The organism is Stenotrophomonas sp. PD6 (assembly GCF_049199305.1).
Classification (GTDB): domain Bacteria; phylum Pseudomonadota; class Gammaproteobacteria; order Xanthomonadales; family Xanthomonadaceae; genus Stenotrophomonas.
Window position 1 is genome coordinate 102,967 of record NZ_JBLZQD010000001.1, and the last position, 16,838, is coordinate 119,804.

12 protein-coding genes are annotated in these 16,838 nt (G+C 67.0%); 1 reads left to right on the plus strand and 11 read right to left on the minus strand.

Annotated elements, in window-relative coordinates; genetic code table 11:
• Positions 1 to 5 precede the first annotated feature (5 nt).
• The 10 genes from ACOZHM_RS00395 to ACOZHM_RS00440 form a co-directional block, all read right to left on the minus strand.
• Positions 6 to 4,442: an eCIS core domain-containing protein gene (locus ACOZHM_RS00395; RefSeq protein ID WP_421566979.1), complete on the minus strand. Its 4,437-nt coding sequence runs from the start codon at positions 4,440 to 4,442 to the stop codon at positions 6 to 8.
• Positions 4,439 to 4,684, minus strand: a complete 246-nt coding sequence (locus tag ACOZHM_RS00400; RefSeq protein WP_421566981.1) for a hypothetical protein — start codon at positions 4,682 to 4,684, stop codon at positions 4,439 to 4,441. The genes ACOZHM_RS00395 and ACOZHM_RS00400 overlap by 4 nt, the downstream gene beginning before the upstream one ends.
• Positions 4,681 to 6,744, minus strand: coding sequence for an ATP-binding protein (locus ACOZHM_RS00405; RefSeq protein WP_421566983.1), 2,064 nt, complete (start codon positions 6,742 to 6,744; stop codon positions 4,681 to 4,683). The genes ACOZHM_RS00400 and ACOZHM_RS00405 overlap by 4 nt, the downstream gene beginning before the upstream one ends.
• A gap of 4 nt (positions 6,745 to 6,748) precedes the next feature.
• On the minus strand, positions 6,749 to 8,032 hold the full coding sequence (locus tag ACOZHM_RS00410; RefSeq protein WP_421566985.1) for a DUF4255 domain-containing protein: 1,284 nt from the start codon (positions 8,030 to 8,032) through the stop codon (positions 6,749 to 6,751).
• Positions 8,029 to 8,832, minus strand: a complete 804-nt coding sequence (locus ACOZHM_RS00415; protein ID WP_421566987.1) for a hypothetical protein — start codon at positions 8,830 to 8,832, stop codon at positions 8,029 to 8,031. Before ACOZHM_RS00415 ends, ACOZHM_RS00410 begins: the two co-directional genes overlap by 4 nt.
• Positions 8,829 to 9,584, minus strand: coding sequence for a hypothetical protein (locus tag ACOZHM_RS00420; protein ID WP_421566989.1), 756 nt, complete (start codon positions 9,582 to 9,584; stop codon positions 8,829 to 8,831). Before ACOZHM_RS00420 ends, ACOZHM_RS00415 begins: the two co-directional genes overlap by 4 nt.
• A gap of 11 nt (positions 9,585 to 9,595) precedes the next feature.
• Positions 9,596 to 10,120 carry a phage tail protein gene (locus ACOZHM_RS00425; RefSeq protein ID WP_421566991.1) on the minus strand — a complete coding sequence of 175 codons (525 nt, stop codon included), beginning with the start codon at positions 10,118 to 10,120 and terminating at the stop codon, positions 9,596 to 9,598.
• Between the two features lie 24 nt (positions 10,121 to 10,144).
• Entirely contained in the window at positions 10,145 to 12,049 is a 1,905-nt protein-coding gene (locus tag ACOZHM_RS00430) for a phage tail sheath family protein (RefSeq protein ID WP_421566993.1), read from the minus strand.
• A 21-nt stretch (positions 12,050 to 12,070) separates the two neighbouring features.
• A complete protein-coding gene (locus ACOZHM_RS00435) occupies positions 12,071 to 12,352 on the minus strand; it encodes a hypothetical protein (protein ID WP_421566995.1) in 282 nt (93 codons plus the stop codon).
• A gap of 206 nt (positions 12,353 to 12,558) precedes the next feature.
• Positions 12,559 to 13,581 carry a sigma 54-interacting transcriptional regulator gene (locus ACOZHM_RS00440; RefSeq protein ID WP_421566997.1) on the minus strand — a complete coding sequence of 341 codons (1,023 nt, stop codon included), beginning with the start codon at positions 13,579 to 13,581 and terminating at the stop codon, positions 12,559 to 12,561.
• Positions 13,582 to 14,789: 1,208 nt separating this feature from the next.
• Between ACOZHM_RS00440 and ACOZHM_RS00445 the strand changes: the two genes are divergently transcribed.
• On the plus strand, positions 14,790 to 15,923 hold the full coding sequence (locus tag ACOZHM_RS00445) for a hypothetical protein (RefSeq protein ID WP_421567461.1): 1,134 nt from the start codon (positions 14,790 to 14,792) through the stop codon (positions 15,921 to 15,923).
• A gap of 9 nt (positions 15,924 to 15,932) precedes the next feature.
• Here ACOZHM_RS00445 and ACOZHM_RS00450 read toward each other — a convergent pair whose 3' ends face one another.
• Positions 15,933 to 16,499: a hypothetical protein gene (locus ACOZHM_RS00450; protein ID WP_421566999.1), complete on the minus strand. Its 567-nt coding sequence runs from the start codon at positions 16,497 to 16,499 to the stop codon at positions 15,933 to 15,935.
• Between the last annotated feature and the right edge of the window lie 339 nt (positions 16,500 to 16,838).

A 16,838-nucleotide genomic window follows, 5' to 3' on the forward strand; every position in this document is an offset into this window, starting at 1 on the left:
AGGGTTCATCGCTTGGGCAGGTTGCGGCTGACGAAGGTGCTGTTGCCCTTGCCATCGGAGGTGCGCCGCTCCACGAGGATGCCATTGTCCAGCAGCAGTTTGAGTAGCGGTCCGCTGGGCTCGGTGTCGATCAGCATCCACTTGATCTTCCAACCGCGCTTGACCAGTTTGGCGTCGCGCAGGACTTCCGAGACGATCTCCTTGGTCGCATAGATCTCGCCCTTCTCGTAGGCTTTCACTTCGATGCCGATCTTCCTTTTCTTGTCGGCAATGTCGAGCCGGCGCACTTCGTCCTCGCCGGTCTCGATGGTCTGCTCGGTCTTGCCCAGGCCGAGCCGCTCGTGCTCGGCGGCGACAATCGCGTTGGCCTTGTTGGCACGGTTGACGTTGGCCTCGTAGACCTTCGACCAGCTCTCGTAGGGCAGGTCGCCGCCGATCAGTTCGTACATCGCGCGGCGGGTCCGCTTGTGGCCGGCGCCGCCCACCTCCTGGCCGCGCAGCTTGGTCTCAAGCTCGGCGTACTGGGCCTGCTTGGCCTTGGACAGGCCCTTGGCGGCGACGAACCCTTCGCCATCGCCGGCGAAGTCCGTGCCGATGTCGAGCGTACGCAGGTGCTGGTCGAGCTGCACCTGCAGGCTCTCCAGCTCGGCCATGGCCCGGCTGGCCTGCTCCGGGCCGAGCGTGCGCATGAACTCCATCTGCTGCTTGATGGCCTTCGGCAGCTTCTGGACTTCGAGCGTCGCCTCGTAGGAGGCGCGGTGTTCTGGCTTGACCGCGTCGATGCCGATCAGCCGGGCGATATCGGCGATGGCCAGCCTCACCCGGCCGGAGAAGCCCTGGTACTTCTGCATCGCGCGCGCCGTGTCGGCGTGCATGCCAACCGTTTCAGGACGCGCGTCCGGGCTGCAGCGGATGCTGATATCGGTGATCTGCCCGGTCTTCTCGTCGAGTTTGTAATCGACGCGGACGTCGTTGCCCTCGAGCGTTTCGTCGATGCGGGCCATCTTGCGCAGGTCCGGCGGCAGCTCGCGCGCCATCTCCTCGAGCGTGGCGCGGCGTTCGGCGGCAGGTTTTGTTCCGGGGCCTGCGGCCTCGGGTTTGGCTGAGGCTTCTTTGTCTGCTTCCCTGCGGCGGGCTTCATCGTCGGCGGCGTTCGACTTTTCCTTGATCGGGGAAGGCTCGCCCAGCTGTGGTTCGCCCGGCATGCGCTCAAGCGGACTCTTGGTGGTCGGTTCGCCCGGCGTGGTCGCGTGCTCCGGCGGCAGGGTTTCCTTCGCGCCTGCGCCCTTGGACGCTGGCTTGGCTGGCCCCTGCGCATCCTTGGCCGCCTGTTTCGCCTTCATCACGTTGCCGGCGATGAACAGGCCGTTGTTCTGTACCGCCGAGCCGATCGCCTGGGCGCGTGCGCGGCGGGCGGCGGCGTGGGTCATTCCACCGCTGTTCTCCTGCTCGGCGATGTCGACCATCTGGTCCAGGAAACTGAGGTTCCCCCAGAGCAGGCCACCGTAGTTCAGGGCCTCGTTGGCGATCTCCACGCCCTTGGCCACGCGCTCGGCGGCCTTCAGCGCATCGGTGGCGACGGTGACCTGGGCCTGGGTGAACTTGCCCTCCTGGACGATGGCGAACACCTTCTCGAAGCGCTGCACGCGCAGCGTGGCCACGGTCTGCCCGAGGGCGCCGACGCCACCGAGTACGCCCAGGGCGTCGCTGACGGTCTGCGCATCAAGGTAGAGGCGGCCGGCCTGCCAGCGCTGGATCAGCCGGGCGGCGGCGACGCCGGCGCCGATCACCGCGCCCGCCGTGCCGGCCGAGGCGACGAACAGGCCCACCGCAGCCAGCGTCATCACCAGGTCGTCCAGCCGCTTTTCGGCCAGTGCCCAGTTGGCCGGGGCGCTTTCGATGTACATCGTTGCGGGCGCGCCGTCTTCCAGCCCGAGCGTGCCGGTACGCACGCCGATTTTGCCGCGGCCGTAGGCGGCATGGCCGCCGAACTTGGTCAATGCCGACCGCAACGCTTCGCTCGGCGTGCCGCCCATGCCGACATAGGCGTCGCCATCGCGGTTGGTCACGTCGCTGACCAGCCAGCGGAAGCGGTCGCCGCTCTTCGCCATCGGCCCGGCAGACAGCAGCAGCGGGTACTGCTCGCCGGTGACTTCGGACATGAGCGTGGCATTGAGCCGGCGCATCGGCTGCAGGTCGGTGGCGCCGGCGGTGCGTTCGGCTTCGTGGCGCTGGTAACGCTTGATCTGGTCCTGCACCAGTTCCAGGTCGCGTTCGCGACCGTAGTCGGACAGGCCCGGTGCTTCCTTGCGGAAGTCGTCCAGCTCCTTCTGCTTCTCGGCCTCGCTCTTGCGCAGCACATCCAGTGCCGAGCCTTCGAAACGCAGTTCCGCCTGCGCCAGCAGCTCGCGCAGGTACTTGCCCTTGGCTGTTTCACCCGCGTTGTCGGCGATCTTGATCTGCGTGCGCAACTCGGCCAGCTGCGCACTGGGCTCATCCAGCGCCTCGTCGACGGCCTTCTCCATCGGCGTGACTTCGGTGATCTTGCTCGCGACCGAGGGCGGGCGGATGATCTGCTTGCCCTGGTGGTCCTCGTTGATGGCCGGCGTGGTGATGGTGCGCACCAGGTAGATGCCCTTCTTGGTGAAGGGGATCTCCTGCTGGGTGCGCGGCCCGGCGAACAGCTCGGCCACCCAGCTCAACGCTGCGCCGATGGCGGTGGTCAGCAACGAGACCGGGGCCAGCTCCAGCGCCAGCCGGTTGGCCGCCGCATTCGACATCCGCTCGCCCACGGTGTCGCCTTGCGGGTTGACCGTGCCACGCGCGGCGCGCCGATTGTCCTTCCACCAGTCGCCGAAGGCGCGGTTGAACTCATGGTTGGCGCCGCCCATGCCGGTGACATCCTTGCCGGCACCTCGCTTCGCATGTTTGAGTTCCTCGAGCTTCTCCTCGTAGTTGGGGCCGCTCTCGTCGACCTTCTCGCCGTTGTTTTTGGCGGCGTCCTTCTTCGCCTGCTGTTCGGCATACTGGGTAACGTCGAAGGATTCCCAGCGGTAATGGATGGTTTCGCCGATCTGCGAGATCGCCTTCGAAGCCATGTTCCAGTTGCCGTTGGCGCCCCAATCGATGGTCGCCGAGTAGGTGGGGTTCGCATCGACCGGCACCAGTTTCGGCCCGGTCATGCTCACCGGCCACGGCGGCGCGTTCGGTGGCTGGCCGTCACCACGGCCTTCGACCGGGCTGGCGTAGATTCCGGCGCCGCCGGTGCCTTCCTTGCTGCCGCTCCCACTGTTTTCGTAGGTGGGCACGAAGTAGATCACCAGTGGGTGCGGGGTGGCGTTGACCCGCTGCCGGAACGACCCCGCGTCCTGCAGGATCGCGGTGAGGTCCATGATCGGCAGGGTCTTCGGCGCGGGCGCACCGGCCGGGGCCTTCTTGGCCTCTTCATCGGCCTGCTTCTTTTCGTCGGCGGTGAGATCGCGCGAGACCACGGGGCTGGCACTGGACTCGATGTCGATGCTCTTGCCGCTCCGATCCACCGTCACCGCGCGCATCGCGTTGCCGTAATGCACGTAGATGCCGGGGGTGAACTTGAGCCCCTTGATGGCCTTGAAGGGCAGCTTGCCGCCGACCGCCTTGCCGCTGTCGTCGTACACCTTGAGGAACTTCGGGTGCAGGCCGACGAACACCATCTTACGCAGCTCTTCCCCGCGGAAGTTCAGTTTGTTGGCGCCCAGGTAGGCGGCCGCAGCGTCCATGCCGGTGCTGTGAATCTGCAGCCGGGTCCAGTCCGGGTCGTCCTTCTTCTTGTCGGCGTCGGGGCTCTTGGCAGGCGCGGCCTTGGGCGACGTGGTTTTGCCAGCCTCCGGCTTGCGCCGCAGCACGGGTGCGGCGCCACGGTCCTGGGCCACGTGGGCCAGTTCGTGGGCGATCAGGCGGCGGCCGTCGGGCTCGCGGGGCGCGTAGCGGCCAGCGCCGAAGGCAACATGGCCGCCGACGCTGTAGGCCTGCGCGCCCAGCTCGCGCGCCGACTGCGCCGCGACCGTATCGTGATGCACGCGCACATGCCCGAGCGAGGTGCCGGTCTGCGCCTCCATGTCGTCGCGCAGTGCGGGGTCCAGCGGCTGGCCGGGGCTGTCGAGCGTGCGCGCCAGCGAGACCGGCGGGGCGATGCGCGATGCGCGCGATGTGCCTGCAGTTGCACCCGGCAAGGAGGGCGCGGCACGGCCGGTTGCGTAGGCGTCGGCGAAGCGGTCGGCCTCGCGCTCGCGCGGGTCGTCGTGCTCGCCAAGTGCCACGGATCCGGCGTCATGGGCGGCTGCCGTGCAGGCGCCACAGCGGGCTTCGCCCATCGTATGGTTGCCGCAGGCGCAGCGCGATGCCACGCCCGCGCCGGGCGCCGGCGCCAGGCAGCTGTCCCGCTGGCGCAGCGCCTCGTTCATGGCCGCAGGCAGCCGAGCAGGGAGGTGGCGACGGCGCGCGCGCCATCGTCGGTGGCGGTGGCGCGGTCCAGCGCGACCGGTGCCGCGACGAGGTGCTCCTGCGCGACGGGGCGCGACAGCGGCCGCTGCACGAGCAGGGCACCGAGCTGCACTTCCAGTGCGGCGTGGAACTGCTGGCGTTGCCCGGCACCGAGGGCAACGCCATGCAGCACGACATGCTCGATGTGCAGGCGCGCGCTCATGCGGGTGCCCTCGCGGCCGCCGCGGGGGCGCCGACACGGAAGTCCGCCTCGTCGACCGGCCGGCCCAGCTTGCGCAGTTCGGCACGTACCGCGGCCAGCATGCGTGGCATGTCCACCGCATCGTCGTCGGCCGCGGCGGCGAAGGCGGCATTGAGCGCGATGGAATGGATGTTGCCGCCGCTGAGGTTGAAGCGCGCCAAGCGCTCAACGTCCAATGCGCGGCGCGGCACCTCCGCCGGCAATGCATTGCGCCAGATGCGGCTGCGCTCGGCCGGGCCGGGGTACGGGAAGTTCACCACGAAGCGCAGGCGGCGCAGGAACGCGTTGTCCAGCGAGGCCTTCATGTTGGTGGCCAGGATGGCCAGGCCGGAGAACGACTCCATACGCTGCAGCAGGTAGTTGATCTCGATGTTGGCGTAGCGGTCGTGGCTGTCCTTCACCTCGCTGCGCTTGCCGAACAGGGCGTCGGCCTCGTCGAAGAACAGCAGCGCGCCGCCCTGTTCGGCGGCGTCGAACAGGCGCCGCAGGTTCTTCTCGGTTTCCCCGATGTACTTGCTGACCACCGAGGACAGGTCGATGCGGTACAGGTGCAGCCGCAGTTCGTTGGCGATCACCTCGGCGGCCATGGTCTTGCCGGTGCCGCTCTCGCCGGCGAACAGCGCGCTGATGCCGAGGCCGCGGTTCATGCGCGCGCCATAGCCCCATTCCCGATAGACGCGGTGGCGCTCGCGCGCCTGCGCGGCGATCTGGCGCAGCAGCGCATGCGGCTCTTCGCTCAGCATCAGGTCGTCCCAGCGCGCCCGGGGTTCGAGCCGCTGCGCCAACTGGTCCAACCGCGGCGCGGCGAAGTCGCGGCACAGATCCCAGGCGGGAACGGCCCGTGTGCGTGCACCTGCGGCGGCCTGGCCGATTCGGCCCAGGTCAAGGTCGAAGTGGCTGGACAGGCTGGCGGCTTCGACTTCGTTGTCTTCTTCTTCCAGCGCCTCGCGCCACGCGTGGTACTGCTCGCTGGCGGTCGGCAGCGGCGCGCGGACGTGGCAACTGGGTACTTCCAGCGCCAATGGCGTATCCCGAAGACCGACGAACACCGGCCCCAGCGGGAGGGACAGCAGGGTCGATACGGCGGCCAACCGCTCGCCCTCGGCCTCGTCGGCCTCCACGTACACCGCCAGCGGCAGCAGCAGGCTCTCGCGGCGCCACAGGCGCGCCAGCGTCTCCAGTTCGCCGCGCTGCAGCGGCAGCGATTCAGCTGCGATGCGGTGCAACCGACGCGACAACCGCGCGCACACCTGCGAGGCGATCGCCAGGCGGCTGTGGCGGTCCTGGCCCAGCAGCTGGACCACCGGCGGGGTGTCGCCGGGCTCATCGTCCAGCGCCGCCAGGATCTGCTCCACGCTGGCCTGCTGCAGCCCCGACACGGGTTGCTCCGCGACTTCGGGGCCGATCCAGGCATGCAGACGCGCGTCGGCCACGTTGAGACCCTTGACGGCGTTGACGATGCGCTCGTCCGCACGCAGTGCGGCGGCAGTCAGCGCGGTCGCCCCGGGCTGGTTGATTTCCAGCAGACGCAGGTGGCGCAGCGGCCGGTGGGGCGACAGGGCATCCCACGCCGCATCGTCGAACAGGCGCAGCGCGAGCGCGAATGTCGGCACCGGTACGCCGTCCTGCGCGGCCGCAATCGCCGCAGGCAGCGTGGCATCCAGCTCGACCGCCACGCACAGCCAGAGAATGTCGGTCTCGAAGCGATCCAGGCCAAACCGCTGTGCCAGCGCCAGCAGTGCCGGCGGCGGGTCCTCACTGGCGATGGCGTCGCGGGCAGCGGCGACGTCGGCCAGTGTCGCAGCGGGGTCCGGTGCAGGCAGGGCAGGCAAGGCGGGTTCGTTCTTCTTCCAGCGCGGCCAGGCACGCGGCGACCCGCCGGCTGCCGGCGGTGCGGCAGCACTGGCAGGGGAGGGCGCCAACGCCTGCAGGCGCAGGTGCAGCCAGTCCAGCGACAGCGCCAGATAGCGCTCGTTGGCCAGGCTCCAACCGGGGTGGTCGTGGGGGGCGAGGGTGCGCATGGGGTCAGGTCAGCTCCACGCTCTGTTGCGGGTCGAATTGCGGCACACCGTCACTGAGCAGTACCGGCAGGCTGTCCACGCCCTCCACGCGCAGCGCCACAGCATGCACGCCTGCGGAGGCCATCGCCGCCGGTACGGTTGCATGCACCGTGCTGGGGAGGCTGCCATCTGCCGGCGTGTCGACGCTGCCAGTCGCCAGTTCCTGCCCCCCGAACAGCAGCCTCAGGCCGGCGTGCTGGGCGGGCAGCAGTTGTGGCATACAGTCGAGTGCCAGCGCGACATCGGCATCCGCGGCCGCCGTCACCGGCGTGAGCGTGATCCGCGGCGCCAGCATCCACGGCACCGCATCGCCGATCAGCTCAGGTTGCCCGGGCGTGCTGGTGCGCAGGCGCAGCGTATACACGCCGGGCGCCCATGCGGACGCAACATCCGGCGCGTCGGCGGCCGGCAGTTGAACTCGCCAGTGGCGGGGGCCATCGGCCAGCAACGGCAGCGACTGGCGCAGGCCGCTGCGCGCGTGTTCGAACACCAGCTGGGTAGTGGCACCGGCGCCGTCCGCATCGACCCGCAACAGGTCGCCGACGCGCCCGCCACGCAGCCCCGGCAGCGTGAGGTTCTCGACCGCGCGCAGGCGCGGCGGCAGCGCGGCGACGGCGCGGGGGCCACGGTCGTCGGGGCCGCGCCGCAGCACCGGCAAGGCGGCGCGCACGCTGGCCTCCGACTGGATCAGCACCACCGAGACCTGATAGGCCATCGACGCGCGGAAGCGTGCCTGCGCCGCCGTCCACAGCTTCGACAGCTCCTCGGCGCTCAGGTACTGCGGGGTGATCTTCAGCCACTCCACCTGGTCGGCCAGACTCTCGGCCGAAAACGCACCGAACGGCGTGGCCGGTGGCGCCAGCAGCGCACGCAGGCGGTCGCGGTCGAGCATGGGGGTTTCATGCAACGCCTGCATGCCGAGCCCGAACAGCGCATCGCGGCTCAGCTCCTGGTTGCCGAAGGCGGTGAGCAGGTAGTGCAGGTCCAGCGCGAGCGGCGGGTTGCTGACGCGCTGGCCTGCGCCGTCGCGGGACGCAAGACCGCTGTTGCGCCAGCCGCTGTTGGCGCTGACCTGGTACAGGAACAGGTTGATCTGGTTGGGCTCGTTGTCGCCGGTCAGCACGCGGTCCAGCGCCATCGCGCCGACGCTGACGCTGCCCAGCGCGGACAGGTCGAGCCCATCCAGGTGACGATCCACCAGATTCTTCAATGCGGCGGTCACCGCCGCGATGGCGAGCGCGTTGCTCATCGCGGGCCGCCGTGGCGCTGGCGCAGGTAGGCATCGAGGCTGGGCACCGCGGTGCCGCTGGCCGTGCGCGACGCCGGTCGTTGCGGCGCAGGCGCAGGCGCGTGGGCGCGGATTTCGACGCTGCCGATGGTGACGTGCACCGGCGTATCGGTCGCGGCAGGCAACGCCGCGCGACGCGCCGGATGGGCGACCGGCGTGGCGGCACGCTGGGTGGCCGGCAGACGCGGCGGCAACGGCAAGGCCGGCACGGGCGGTGGGGAAGGGGCGGGTTCGGTCGGCATGGGGCGCGCGCGCCGCAGCGGGGTGGGGTCGACCGGTTCGGCCGCCGGCTGCCTGCGCGGTGCATGGCGCTCCAGCACCGGGGAATCCGGCCGGCGTTGGGGCCGCTGCACCGAGGGATTCGGCGCAACGGCACTGGGGGCGACGGCGGGCACATTCCGCCGCGCTTCCGCTGCGGTGGGCGGGGCGGGCAGGGGGCGCAGCGACGGTGGCGCTGGCAATGCGGTTTGCGTCGGATGCGCCGCCGTTGTCGGCTGTGTGGTCACGCCCTCGGCACTTTGCGCGCGCGATGCAGGCTGTGCGTCCGCGCGAGGGTGATAACGGATTTCGTGACTGTGCACGATCCCGCCTTCCGAGCGCGCAGGCGGCACCGGCAGTGGCGGAGCGCCCACCGCATCGAATGCCATCAGCGAGGACGGCACGCTGTCGCGGGTCTCGAATACGCTCGGCCTGCGCCGCCGCAACGCGGTATCCGCCGGGCCCTGTACCCGGTCCACCAGCCGCTGGAGGAGGCCGCTCATGGCTGCACCAGGTCCAGGTAGAAGCGCCGGCGCACCGGCGTCAGCGCGAGGATGTCGTGTTCACGCCAGCCGTAGGCGCGCGCCAGCTGGTGGACTTCGGACAGCAGATCCTGGGCCCAGTCGTCGAGCGATTCCCACAGATACCCGCCGATGTCGAAGGCCGCCGCCCACGCCGTGGCGCAGGCCGGGCAGGTGAGCGTCAGGCGCAGGTCGGCCAGGGGATCGTGCTCGGCCATGCGGACTTCCAACTGCGCCACCAGCGCGGTCGGCAATTCGTCGGCGCTGGCCTCGCGCTCGCCTTGGCGCACGCGCAACACGCAGCGGCGCAGCAGCGCGGCGACCGCAAGTGCCGGGTCTACAGCTGCCTCTCGTAATGCCATGACGTCATTGCTGCTGGGGAGGCGGAACTCGATCTCCCAGTCCTGCTCGCGCAGCGCCAATGCCGCAGGCACCGGAACGGACGCCTCCCCGCCACCGAACTGCGCACAGTCGAATGCCGATTCCAGGGTTTCGCCGCAGGCCGGGCACTGCGTCAACGTGTGCAGCTCAGGCCCGAACAAGGCCGACTGCAGGCAGAACAGCGCCGCATCGCGGGTGCCCAGGCTCGCAGTGCTCCACGCGTCCACCTCGGGCTGCGGCCACACCGCCTGCAACAGGCCCACGGCGCGTGCGTCGGCGGCAGCGGCATGCAGCTGCTCCCAGGTCTGCAACAGCACCTGCTCGAATCCGGGGCCGTGAGCGTGAGCAGGCATCGGTGTCATGCTCAGGCCGGCTCGGTGAAGCTGGGCTCGGCCGGCTCGACCACGGCGGGGTCACGCTCCCAGCCTTCGTTTTCGAGCTTGATGTGCTGGATCGCTACCGCGTTGGCATTGGCGTCCAGATCGGGCAGCGCCTGGTATTCCGATACCCAGCAACGGAACAGGCGATAGGCGATCGCCAGCTGGCCGGCTTCGTTGTAGACCTCGATGATGAGGTCCTTGCGGAAGTCCTTCAGCGAGGTTTCCGAACCCAGGCCGGAGCCGAAATTCCACACCTTGTTCGCCCACTGCTCGAACTCCTTGTCGTGGGTCACCCCGCGCTCGAGCGTGATCGGCTCGGACTTGGTGCGGCCAGGCGACTTGCGGCTGATGCTGGGGTCGCCGCCTTCGCGGTGTTCCACCACCTCGGTGCTGCGCTTGAGCGCGCCCACCTTGCTGATGCCGGCCACGTACTTGTTGTCCCATTTCACCCGGAACTTGAAGTTCTTGTACGGGTCGAAACGCTGTGTGTTGACAGTGAACTGCGCCATGGACGTGCTCCAGTGAAGGGGTGATCAGGTCTCGATCGCGCCGGCGATCTGCTGCAGCTTCAACACCACGAACTCGGCCGGCTTCAGCGGCGCGAACCCCACCACGACGTTCACCACGCCCAGGTTGATGTCGTTCTGCGTGGTGGTGTCCTTGTCGCAGCGCACGAAGTAGGCGTCGCGGGGCGAGCTGCCCTGGAAGGCGCCCTGGCGGAACAGGTTGTGCATGAACGCGCCGACGTTGAGCCGCACCTGCGCCCACAGCGGCTCGTCGTTGGGCTCGAACACCACCCACTTCAGGCCGCGGAACAGGCTTTCCTCGATGAACAGCGCGGTGCGCCGCACCGGGATGTACTTGTACTCGTCGGCCAGCTGGTCGGCACCGCGCAGCGTTCGTGCGCCCCAGACCACGCGGCCGCTGGCCGGCATGGCGCGCAGGCAGTTGATGCCGCGCTGGTTGAGCTCGCCATTTTCGGCATCGGTCAGCGGCACCGACAGCTGCGGCACGCCGACCAGGCCGGCGTCGAGGCCAGCCGGCGCCTTCCACACGCCGCGCTGGGTGTCGGTACGCGCGAACACGCCCGCCACTGCGCCGCACGCCGCGAAGGTTTCGATGGCGTTGTTGCGCAGCAGGTTGGGCTGGCGCAGGCGCGGGAAGAACAGCCCGGCGTTGCGGCTGCGCGGCGAGGCGAAGTCGTCCAGCCCGTCCAGCGCGTCGGCCTTGGTGTCCCACGTGCTGGGCGAGTCGATGACATGGAAGGCGCGGCGCTGCTCGCAGTAGGCCGTGGCGGCCGCCAGTACGATGGCTTCGGCGTCGAAGTTCGCGCCGTCGTCGCTGCGGTAGGGCGGAATGCACAGCAGGTTGAACAGATCGGCCTGCTCCAGTGCATACAGGCCGCGCTTCAGCACCAGGCCGAGCTCGGGCAGGAAGTCGGTCGCGGCCAAGGCGCCGCCATCGCTGGCCCGGCGGTCAGCCTCGTCATACTCCACCTGCAGCGCTGCGCGCGCCTGGTCCATGGTCTGCTTCAGCGTGGTCGTGTCGACGCTGTCGCGCACGCCCTTGTCGAATGCGATCTTGGCCGCGGCCACCGCGTCTTCCGCCGCGCTGACGTCGTCCACCCCATTCTCCACGGTGGCCGGCAGGCTGCCCTGTACGCGCACCAGGTTGGATTCTGAGAGCAGCACCCGGTCCACGCGGCGCGCGCTTTCGACCACGGTGAGGTTGAGGTAGGTCTCGCTGCCACCGGCGGGCGAGGCATCGCGCACGGTCAGGTTGAACACGTCGCCGGCGCCCACACCCAGCGCGGCGGCGACCTCGGCATTGCCCGACATCGTGACGGCAGCGCGCAGCTTTCCGCCCCAGCGCCCCTCGTTCGCGGCCTGCAGGGACAACCCGCCGGCCTGCAGGGTCGCGCGCGAGGGCGCGGCGGCGTTGGCACCGGCGGCGAGCGCGGTGTCTTTGGTCGCCCCTGTTGCTCCCGAGGCGGCGGTGATGGCTGCGGCGACAGCTTTGGCCGCTGACAGCTCGGGTTCTTCGGTGAAGGTGGCGGCCTTGGTGCTGGCATTGGCGACCACCGTCGCCAGGTCGGCGCCAGCGGACGCAGCCGCCAGCACATCGGCGGCCGCCGCTTCGGCATCGGCGCGGTCAGCGTCGCTGGCGTAGCTGGGGTGGAACAGGCGCACGATCACCGCCTGCCCGCCGCCGTTGAGGAAGAAGTCGCGAACGGCGTAACCGAGTTGGCTGCCCAGCCATAGCCCGCCGAAGGTACGCTCGAAGTCACCGAAGCCGTTGATGGTCACCGCTTCATTTACTGGGCCACGCAGTGCGCGGCCAACGAATGCCGTGACCGAGGTGGCCACACCGGTAATGGTGCGCACGCCACTGGGGACTTCCTCTACATAAACACCGGGGTAGCTGAGGGCAGCAGGCATTTCGGTTCTCCTGGGTCTCGGTCAGTGCAGTTCGTCGGTGCGATCGGCGTCGGAGGCGACGTTCAATCCATACAGAAAATGTCCATCCGGAAGCATTCGAACCTGGAGGCGGCCACGTTCGGCGAGCGACGCCAGCACGGCCTCGATACGACCGCTTTCGCGGCTGTATCGCTGTTGCGGCAGCCACCATCGAACGATGCCCTGCAGTGTGTCGGCGGCTTCTGGATGCGCGCGCAGGTACGACAGCACCGCGTCGGCGACTTCCAGATCCGGATCGTTTCCCTGCGGCTCGAGCGTGACCATGCGAAGCATCCCGGTGCTTTGCCGGTAGGGTTCGCAACATCCATGCCAAGGAAATTTGCGTCGTCGTGCGCGCTCGGACGCACGGAGCGTGCGTCAAAGTGTGAGCTTCAGCACAGTCAGGTTGCGCAAGCGCCGCCGGGCGACTTGATCGACTGGGTGATTGCACACCCAATGGCGATGCATTCGGGTGTGCCCGGACCCGGCGATCAGTTGTGGCAGTGGCGCCCGATGCCGTGCCGCTTGAGCATCTTTCCAAGATGCCGGCGTTCGGTGTTCGCCGCAGCTGCGGCGCGGCTGACGTTGTTGCCGGTACGGGCCATCAGCTGGGTCAGGTAGTCGTGCTCGAAGCGTTCGACGGCACGCTGCTTGGCTTCCGCCATCGAAAGCAGATCGTCTCCGCCGGCGCGCGGTGTCGACGGAGGCGAGGTTGATGGCAGCGCAGAGAACGCCTTCGCAGCGAGCGCCAATTCAGCAAGGCCGATCCGGCCATCGCCCGCGCGCATGCACGCCCGCAGTGTCACGTTTTCCAATTCGCGCACATTGCCTGGCCAGTCGTGGCGGGGCAGGGCATGCAATGCCTGCTCGGTCCACTCGCACGGGGGCAGGCCGAAGCGCTCGGTCAGCTCGGTCAGCAGGTGCACGGCCAGCCGTTGAACGTCGCCGCCACGATCACGCAGCGGCGGCAGGGTCAGCTGCAGGGCGCCAAGCCGGTAGTACAGATCGCGGCGGAAGTGACCCTGGTCGATCGCCGACAGCAACGGACAGTTCGTCGCGGCCAGCACGCGGACGTTGGCGGTACGCAATGTCCGCTCGCCAACCACCCGGAATTCGCCGCTCTGCAGGAAGCGCAGCAGCGTGGTCTGCGCCCGCGCGGACAGCGAGTCGACTTCATCCAGGAACAACGTGCCACCGCTGGCAAACTCCACCAGCCCCTGCTCACTGGTGCGGGCGTCTGTATACGCACCACGCCGGTGGCCGAAGAGCTCCGTCTCAAGCAGGGTGTCGGGTAGGGCGCCGCAGTTGACCGGCACAAAGGGCTTGTCGCGGCGCGGGCTGGCGTAGTGCAGCTGGCGGGCCACCAGTTCCTTGCCGGTGCCGGTTTCACCCTCGATCAGGACCGATGCATCACAGCAGGAGTAGCACTCAATGAGATCCTTCATCTCCCGCATCGCGGCGGAGTCCCCGACTAGTACTGGTATTTCAGGGGGTTTCGCAGGCGCACTGTCCATAGCACTCGACTCCGTGTGTAACCGTTCTTTGACGATAGGTTGCGCTGCAGATGGCGCATCAACTGGCCGGAAACACTCCTGGATGCAGGAGGCAGACTCTCGGGCAGCATAAAATTGAACGGAAGAGTTTGGAGTAACCGGACAGCCAATGACGCCCGCCGCGATCCCATTCCCTGTTCAGGTCGGACAGAGCAAGGCGCTGGTCAGCATCGCGGCGGACTTACGCCCATTCAGCAGGGGCGCGTCGTGCGCATCCCGGGCGCGACCTTTACATGAGCCGATCTGCTTGCAGCCGGCGCAGGCGCCGATTGCTGATCGTCAAGCCAGCCACCTCGCCGGAGGCCTTGCGCACGAGCGTAACCGTGCCGCGCGAGCCCACGAAGCGATCGCCGCCGACGGACTCGAGCTCGATCTCGTTCGCCGACTCTGTCCGAACAGGGTCACGGAACAGGGAGGAGGGGACGCGCGAAGGGCAGGGAGGCGTATGACGAAAGGGGCGGGTGCAAGCGTTGGCGAAAAATGGGGGCTGGCACTGGCCGGTGCCAGCGGAAGCCATGGCGTTGGGTACTCGGACACTGATGTGGCCATTGCCGACTCACGACAGTCCGCGTGAGCACATCATTGGTATTGTTCACCCAGCTATAGGGGGTTACATGGACGTAAGAGTAATCTTGGTTCTCGCGCTGATCTTCGCTGGACCTGCATCTGCCCAACAGGTCCACAAGTGCATCGAGGGCGGGAAGGCTGTGTATCAGTCGGCCCCGTGCGCCAACGGTGCCCCGGTGAAGACCTGGGATGCGCCGCCAGATGCTCCCAACCCAGATCGTCAGGCCCGGCTGGATGCTATCCAGCGCGACGTGGACCAGCGAAGGCAAGCAGCCACATACGCTCCCGCACCCAGGAACGGTACCAACGGCGTGGCTATCAGCCAACACAAAGATCGTGGACGCTGCGAATCGGCCAAGGCTCAGCGTAAAGCGGTGTTCGACGCCGCGGGCCTACATCGGACCTTTGAGACGTCCCGGCGTATGGACGATCTCGTTTACGATGCCTGCAAGTAGACCGGGCGTTGCTTCAGAAGGGGATGGGGGTTGCCAGAGCCATTGCCGATGCCTAGCATTTCCGATGTTGCTGCAGCACAATCGACCTGGAAGCACAAGGAAGCGCTCATGACACGACAAATCACAAAACTCGTAATCGGCGCGGGCATCATGGCTGTCGCGACGCAAGTCGGGGCCAGCGAATTTCTGATCGACATGCAAGGTGCAGCCGGAAATCGTGTCAATGTCTACGCCAATGACGCGGTGATCGACCGCACACCGATCAATGATGTCTTGAATCCTGGCCCAAACTGGATCCGTCAGATTGATTTGACAATGGTCTATGAGGCGGTCGACCAACCCCTATGGTTGGAATATAAACTTCAGTTCAAATGCCCCAAGCCGAGCAAACGCGGCCGTGGCGCGCCCAAGCAGAAGACAGAGTCAACCGGCATGTTGGACACGCCGGATTCCGTGGAATTCCGGGTGGCCAGCGGCACAAAGTCCATGAAACAGGATCCGGCGATCATTGATCTCCAGCCTACCGATTGGCAAAGTACGACCAGCTACACGATGCGACAGGCATGGAATGTAGCCTGCAACAATGACAGCATTGTCAGCGCCAAAGAAGCTGTGTCTGTCAATCGTGTGTTTCAGGCCGACGCATTGCGACCGAAACTGGCAGCCCTTGGTTTGAATGGACTGGAACTGGTCCCCGATGGACTGTCGATGAGTTTGCTTGCCGACTTTACCTGGGAAAAACTGTGGGCCGATGTGCCGAAACCCGCGATCAACAACGGCCGCAAGCTGACGCCAGAGGAATCGGCAGCGCACAAAGCAAAATTGGCGCAAATGCAACAACAAGTAACCGAAGCGCAGGGGAGGGTGCAGGGCAGTCTGGCGACGATGAAGACCGATCTGGATTTTACTCAGGCCGCCGCTGAATACCGGGGAAAAAGGCGTTTATCGCGCAGTGAGTCGATCCTGATCCAGGTGTGGACGGGTAAGACTGAGCAGGAGGTCGTCGCCGCGAACGGCAACCCAGCGGTCCGTCAGGCCGGGATCGCGCGGACGCTCTCTTATGGGCAGACCTTTGACAATCGCGTCATGTGGCAGAACCTCGCGACCGGCGCGACGTATAACGGCGGAGGTTACAAAAGCTGCAACGTACGCTATGTGCTGATCCCGGACAGCGCCGGGATGCTAAGGGTTGCCGATGTGAATGTCTTCGGTGAAGCAAGTGGCGACACAAGAAAGATACGTGACGCCTGCAACGACATCTTGAACGTGCCAAACGGCTGAAATCAGCGCCTATTTTTGTGCCACGTTCATGCAAGCCGAAAGCTGGCGATAAGCCAGCTGCAGCTGTACAACCTTTGAGCGGAACACCTCTTTCCCCTGAAACTGGATAGCGAGCTCATTACTGTCCGGCTTTTCCTTCACCGATTTCCGCACGTCGATGGTGAGCAACAACGCCCCACTGCTCTGGCCCGGCATGCTCACAAGGGCGGCCTGGACGTTCTGCGTTGGGTAGTTGGTAGATGACAACGTGATCGGAGCGATCTCGGTCTTTGTCACCGGGGGGATTGCCTTGCTGATGAACCAAACGCCGCCATGACCCTTTCGCGCCATCTCTGCGTCGGCGGGACCGCGAAGCGAAAAGGTGGAATCTGGCGTGATGAAATTAACTGAGCAGTGGTAGCCGGTGTTGACGGGTTCGCGTACCAGCACCCAATTGCCCTCAGCCCCTTTGTAGAAGGATTCGCTGAACATCGGTGTATCCGGATCCGCGCCGCCGAGCAACTCAGGGGCGACTTGAGCCACGCAAGGGTTGGTCCATGCCATGGTGACTACTACGCCGATCAGCCAATTCTTCATCGAAAATCGTTCTCCATTCGTTCGTCCTTGACGTACGGCTTCGTGCTACTGGCCGTAGCTTAGCCTTCCAAGCTTGCAGTGTAACGCTTTGCACGCCAAACCCTACAGCATGCTCGAGTGGTGGCCCTGGAAGACCTGGCCGAGGCCAGGTGGGAGCTCTCAGCTCGGCGCTAAGAGCACCAGATCGGCGAGCTGAAGCAACGCGGTGGCGAGATCTGAGCGAGAATCGCGTGGCGAGGACGTCAGATCTGCCGAGGGTCGAGCGCTACGCGACGTAGATCAGGTTGTGGCTCTTTGCCTTTTTCAGCAAAGTCCTCAGTAGAGCCAAGTTCGGGAGGT

Coding starts and splice junctions, on each gene's coding strand:
- ACOZHM_RS00425 (WP_421566991.1), bottom strand. CDS start 10,120: ATGGCGCAGTTCACTGTCAACACACAGCGTTTCGACCCGTACAAGAAC.
- ACOZHM_RS00395 (WP_421566979.1), bottom strand. CDS start 4,442: ATGAACGAGGCGCTGCGCCAGCGGGACAGCTGCCTGGCGCCGGCGCCC.
- ACOZHM_RS00435 (WP_421566995.1), bottom strand. CDS start 12,352: ATGGTCACGCTCGAGCCGCAGGGAAACGATCCGGATCTGGAAGTCGCC.
- ACOZHM_RS00410 (WP_421566985.1), bottom strand. CDS start 8,032: ATGAGCAACGCGCTCGCCATCGCGGCGGTGACCGCCGCATTGAAGAAT.
- ACOZHM_RS00400 (WP_421566981.1), bottom strand. CDS start 4,684: ATGAGCGCGCGCCTGCACATCGAGCATGTCGTGCTGCATGGCGTTGCC.
- ACOZHM_RS00450 (WP_421566999.1), bottom strand. CDS start 16,499: ATGAAGAATTGGCTGATCGGCGTAGTAGTCACCATGGCATGGACCAAC.
- ACOZHM_RS00415 (WP_421566987.1), bottom strand. CDS start 8,832: ATGAGCGGCCTCCTCCAGCGGCTGGTGGACCGGGTACAGGGCCCGGCG.
- ACOZHM_RS00405 (WP_421566983.1), bottom strand. CDS start 6,744: ATGCGCACCCTCGCCCCCCACGACCACCCCGGTTGGAGCCTGGCCAAC.
- ACOZHM_RS00420 (WP_421566989.1), bottom strand. CDS start 9,584: ATGCCTGCTCACGCTCACGGCCCCGGATTCGAGCAGGTGCTGTTGCAG.
- ACOZHM_RS00440 (WP_421566997.1), bottom strand. CDS start 13,581: ATGGACAGTGCGCCTGCGAAACCCCCTGAAATACCAGTACTAGTCGGG.
- ACOZHM_RS00430 (WP_421566993.1), bottom strand. CDS start 12,049: ATGCCTGCTGCCCTCAGCTACCCCGGTGTTTATGTAGAGGAAGTCCCC.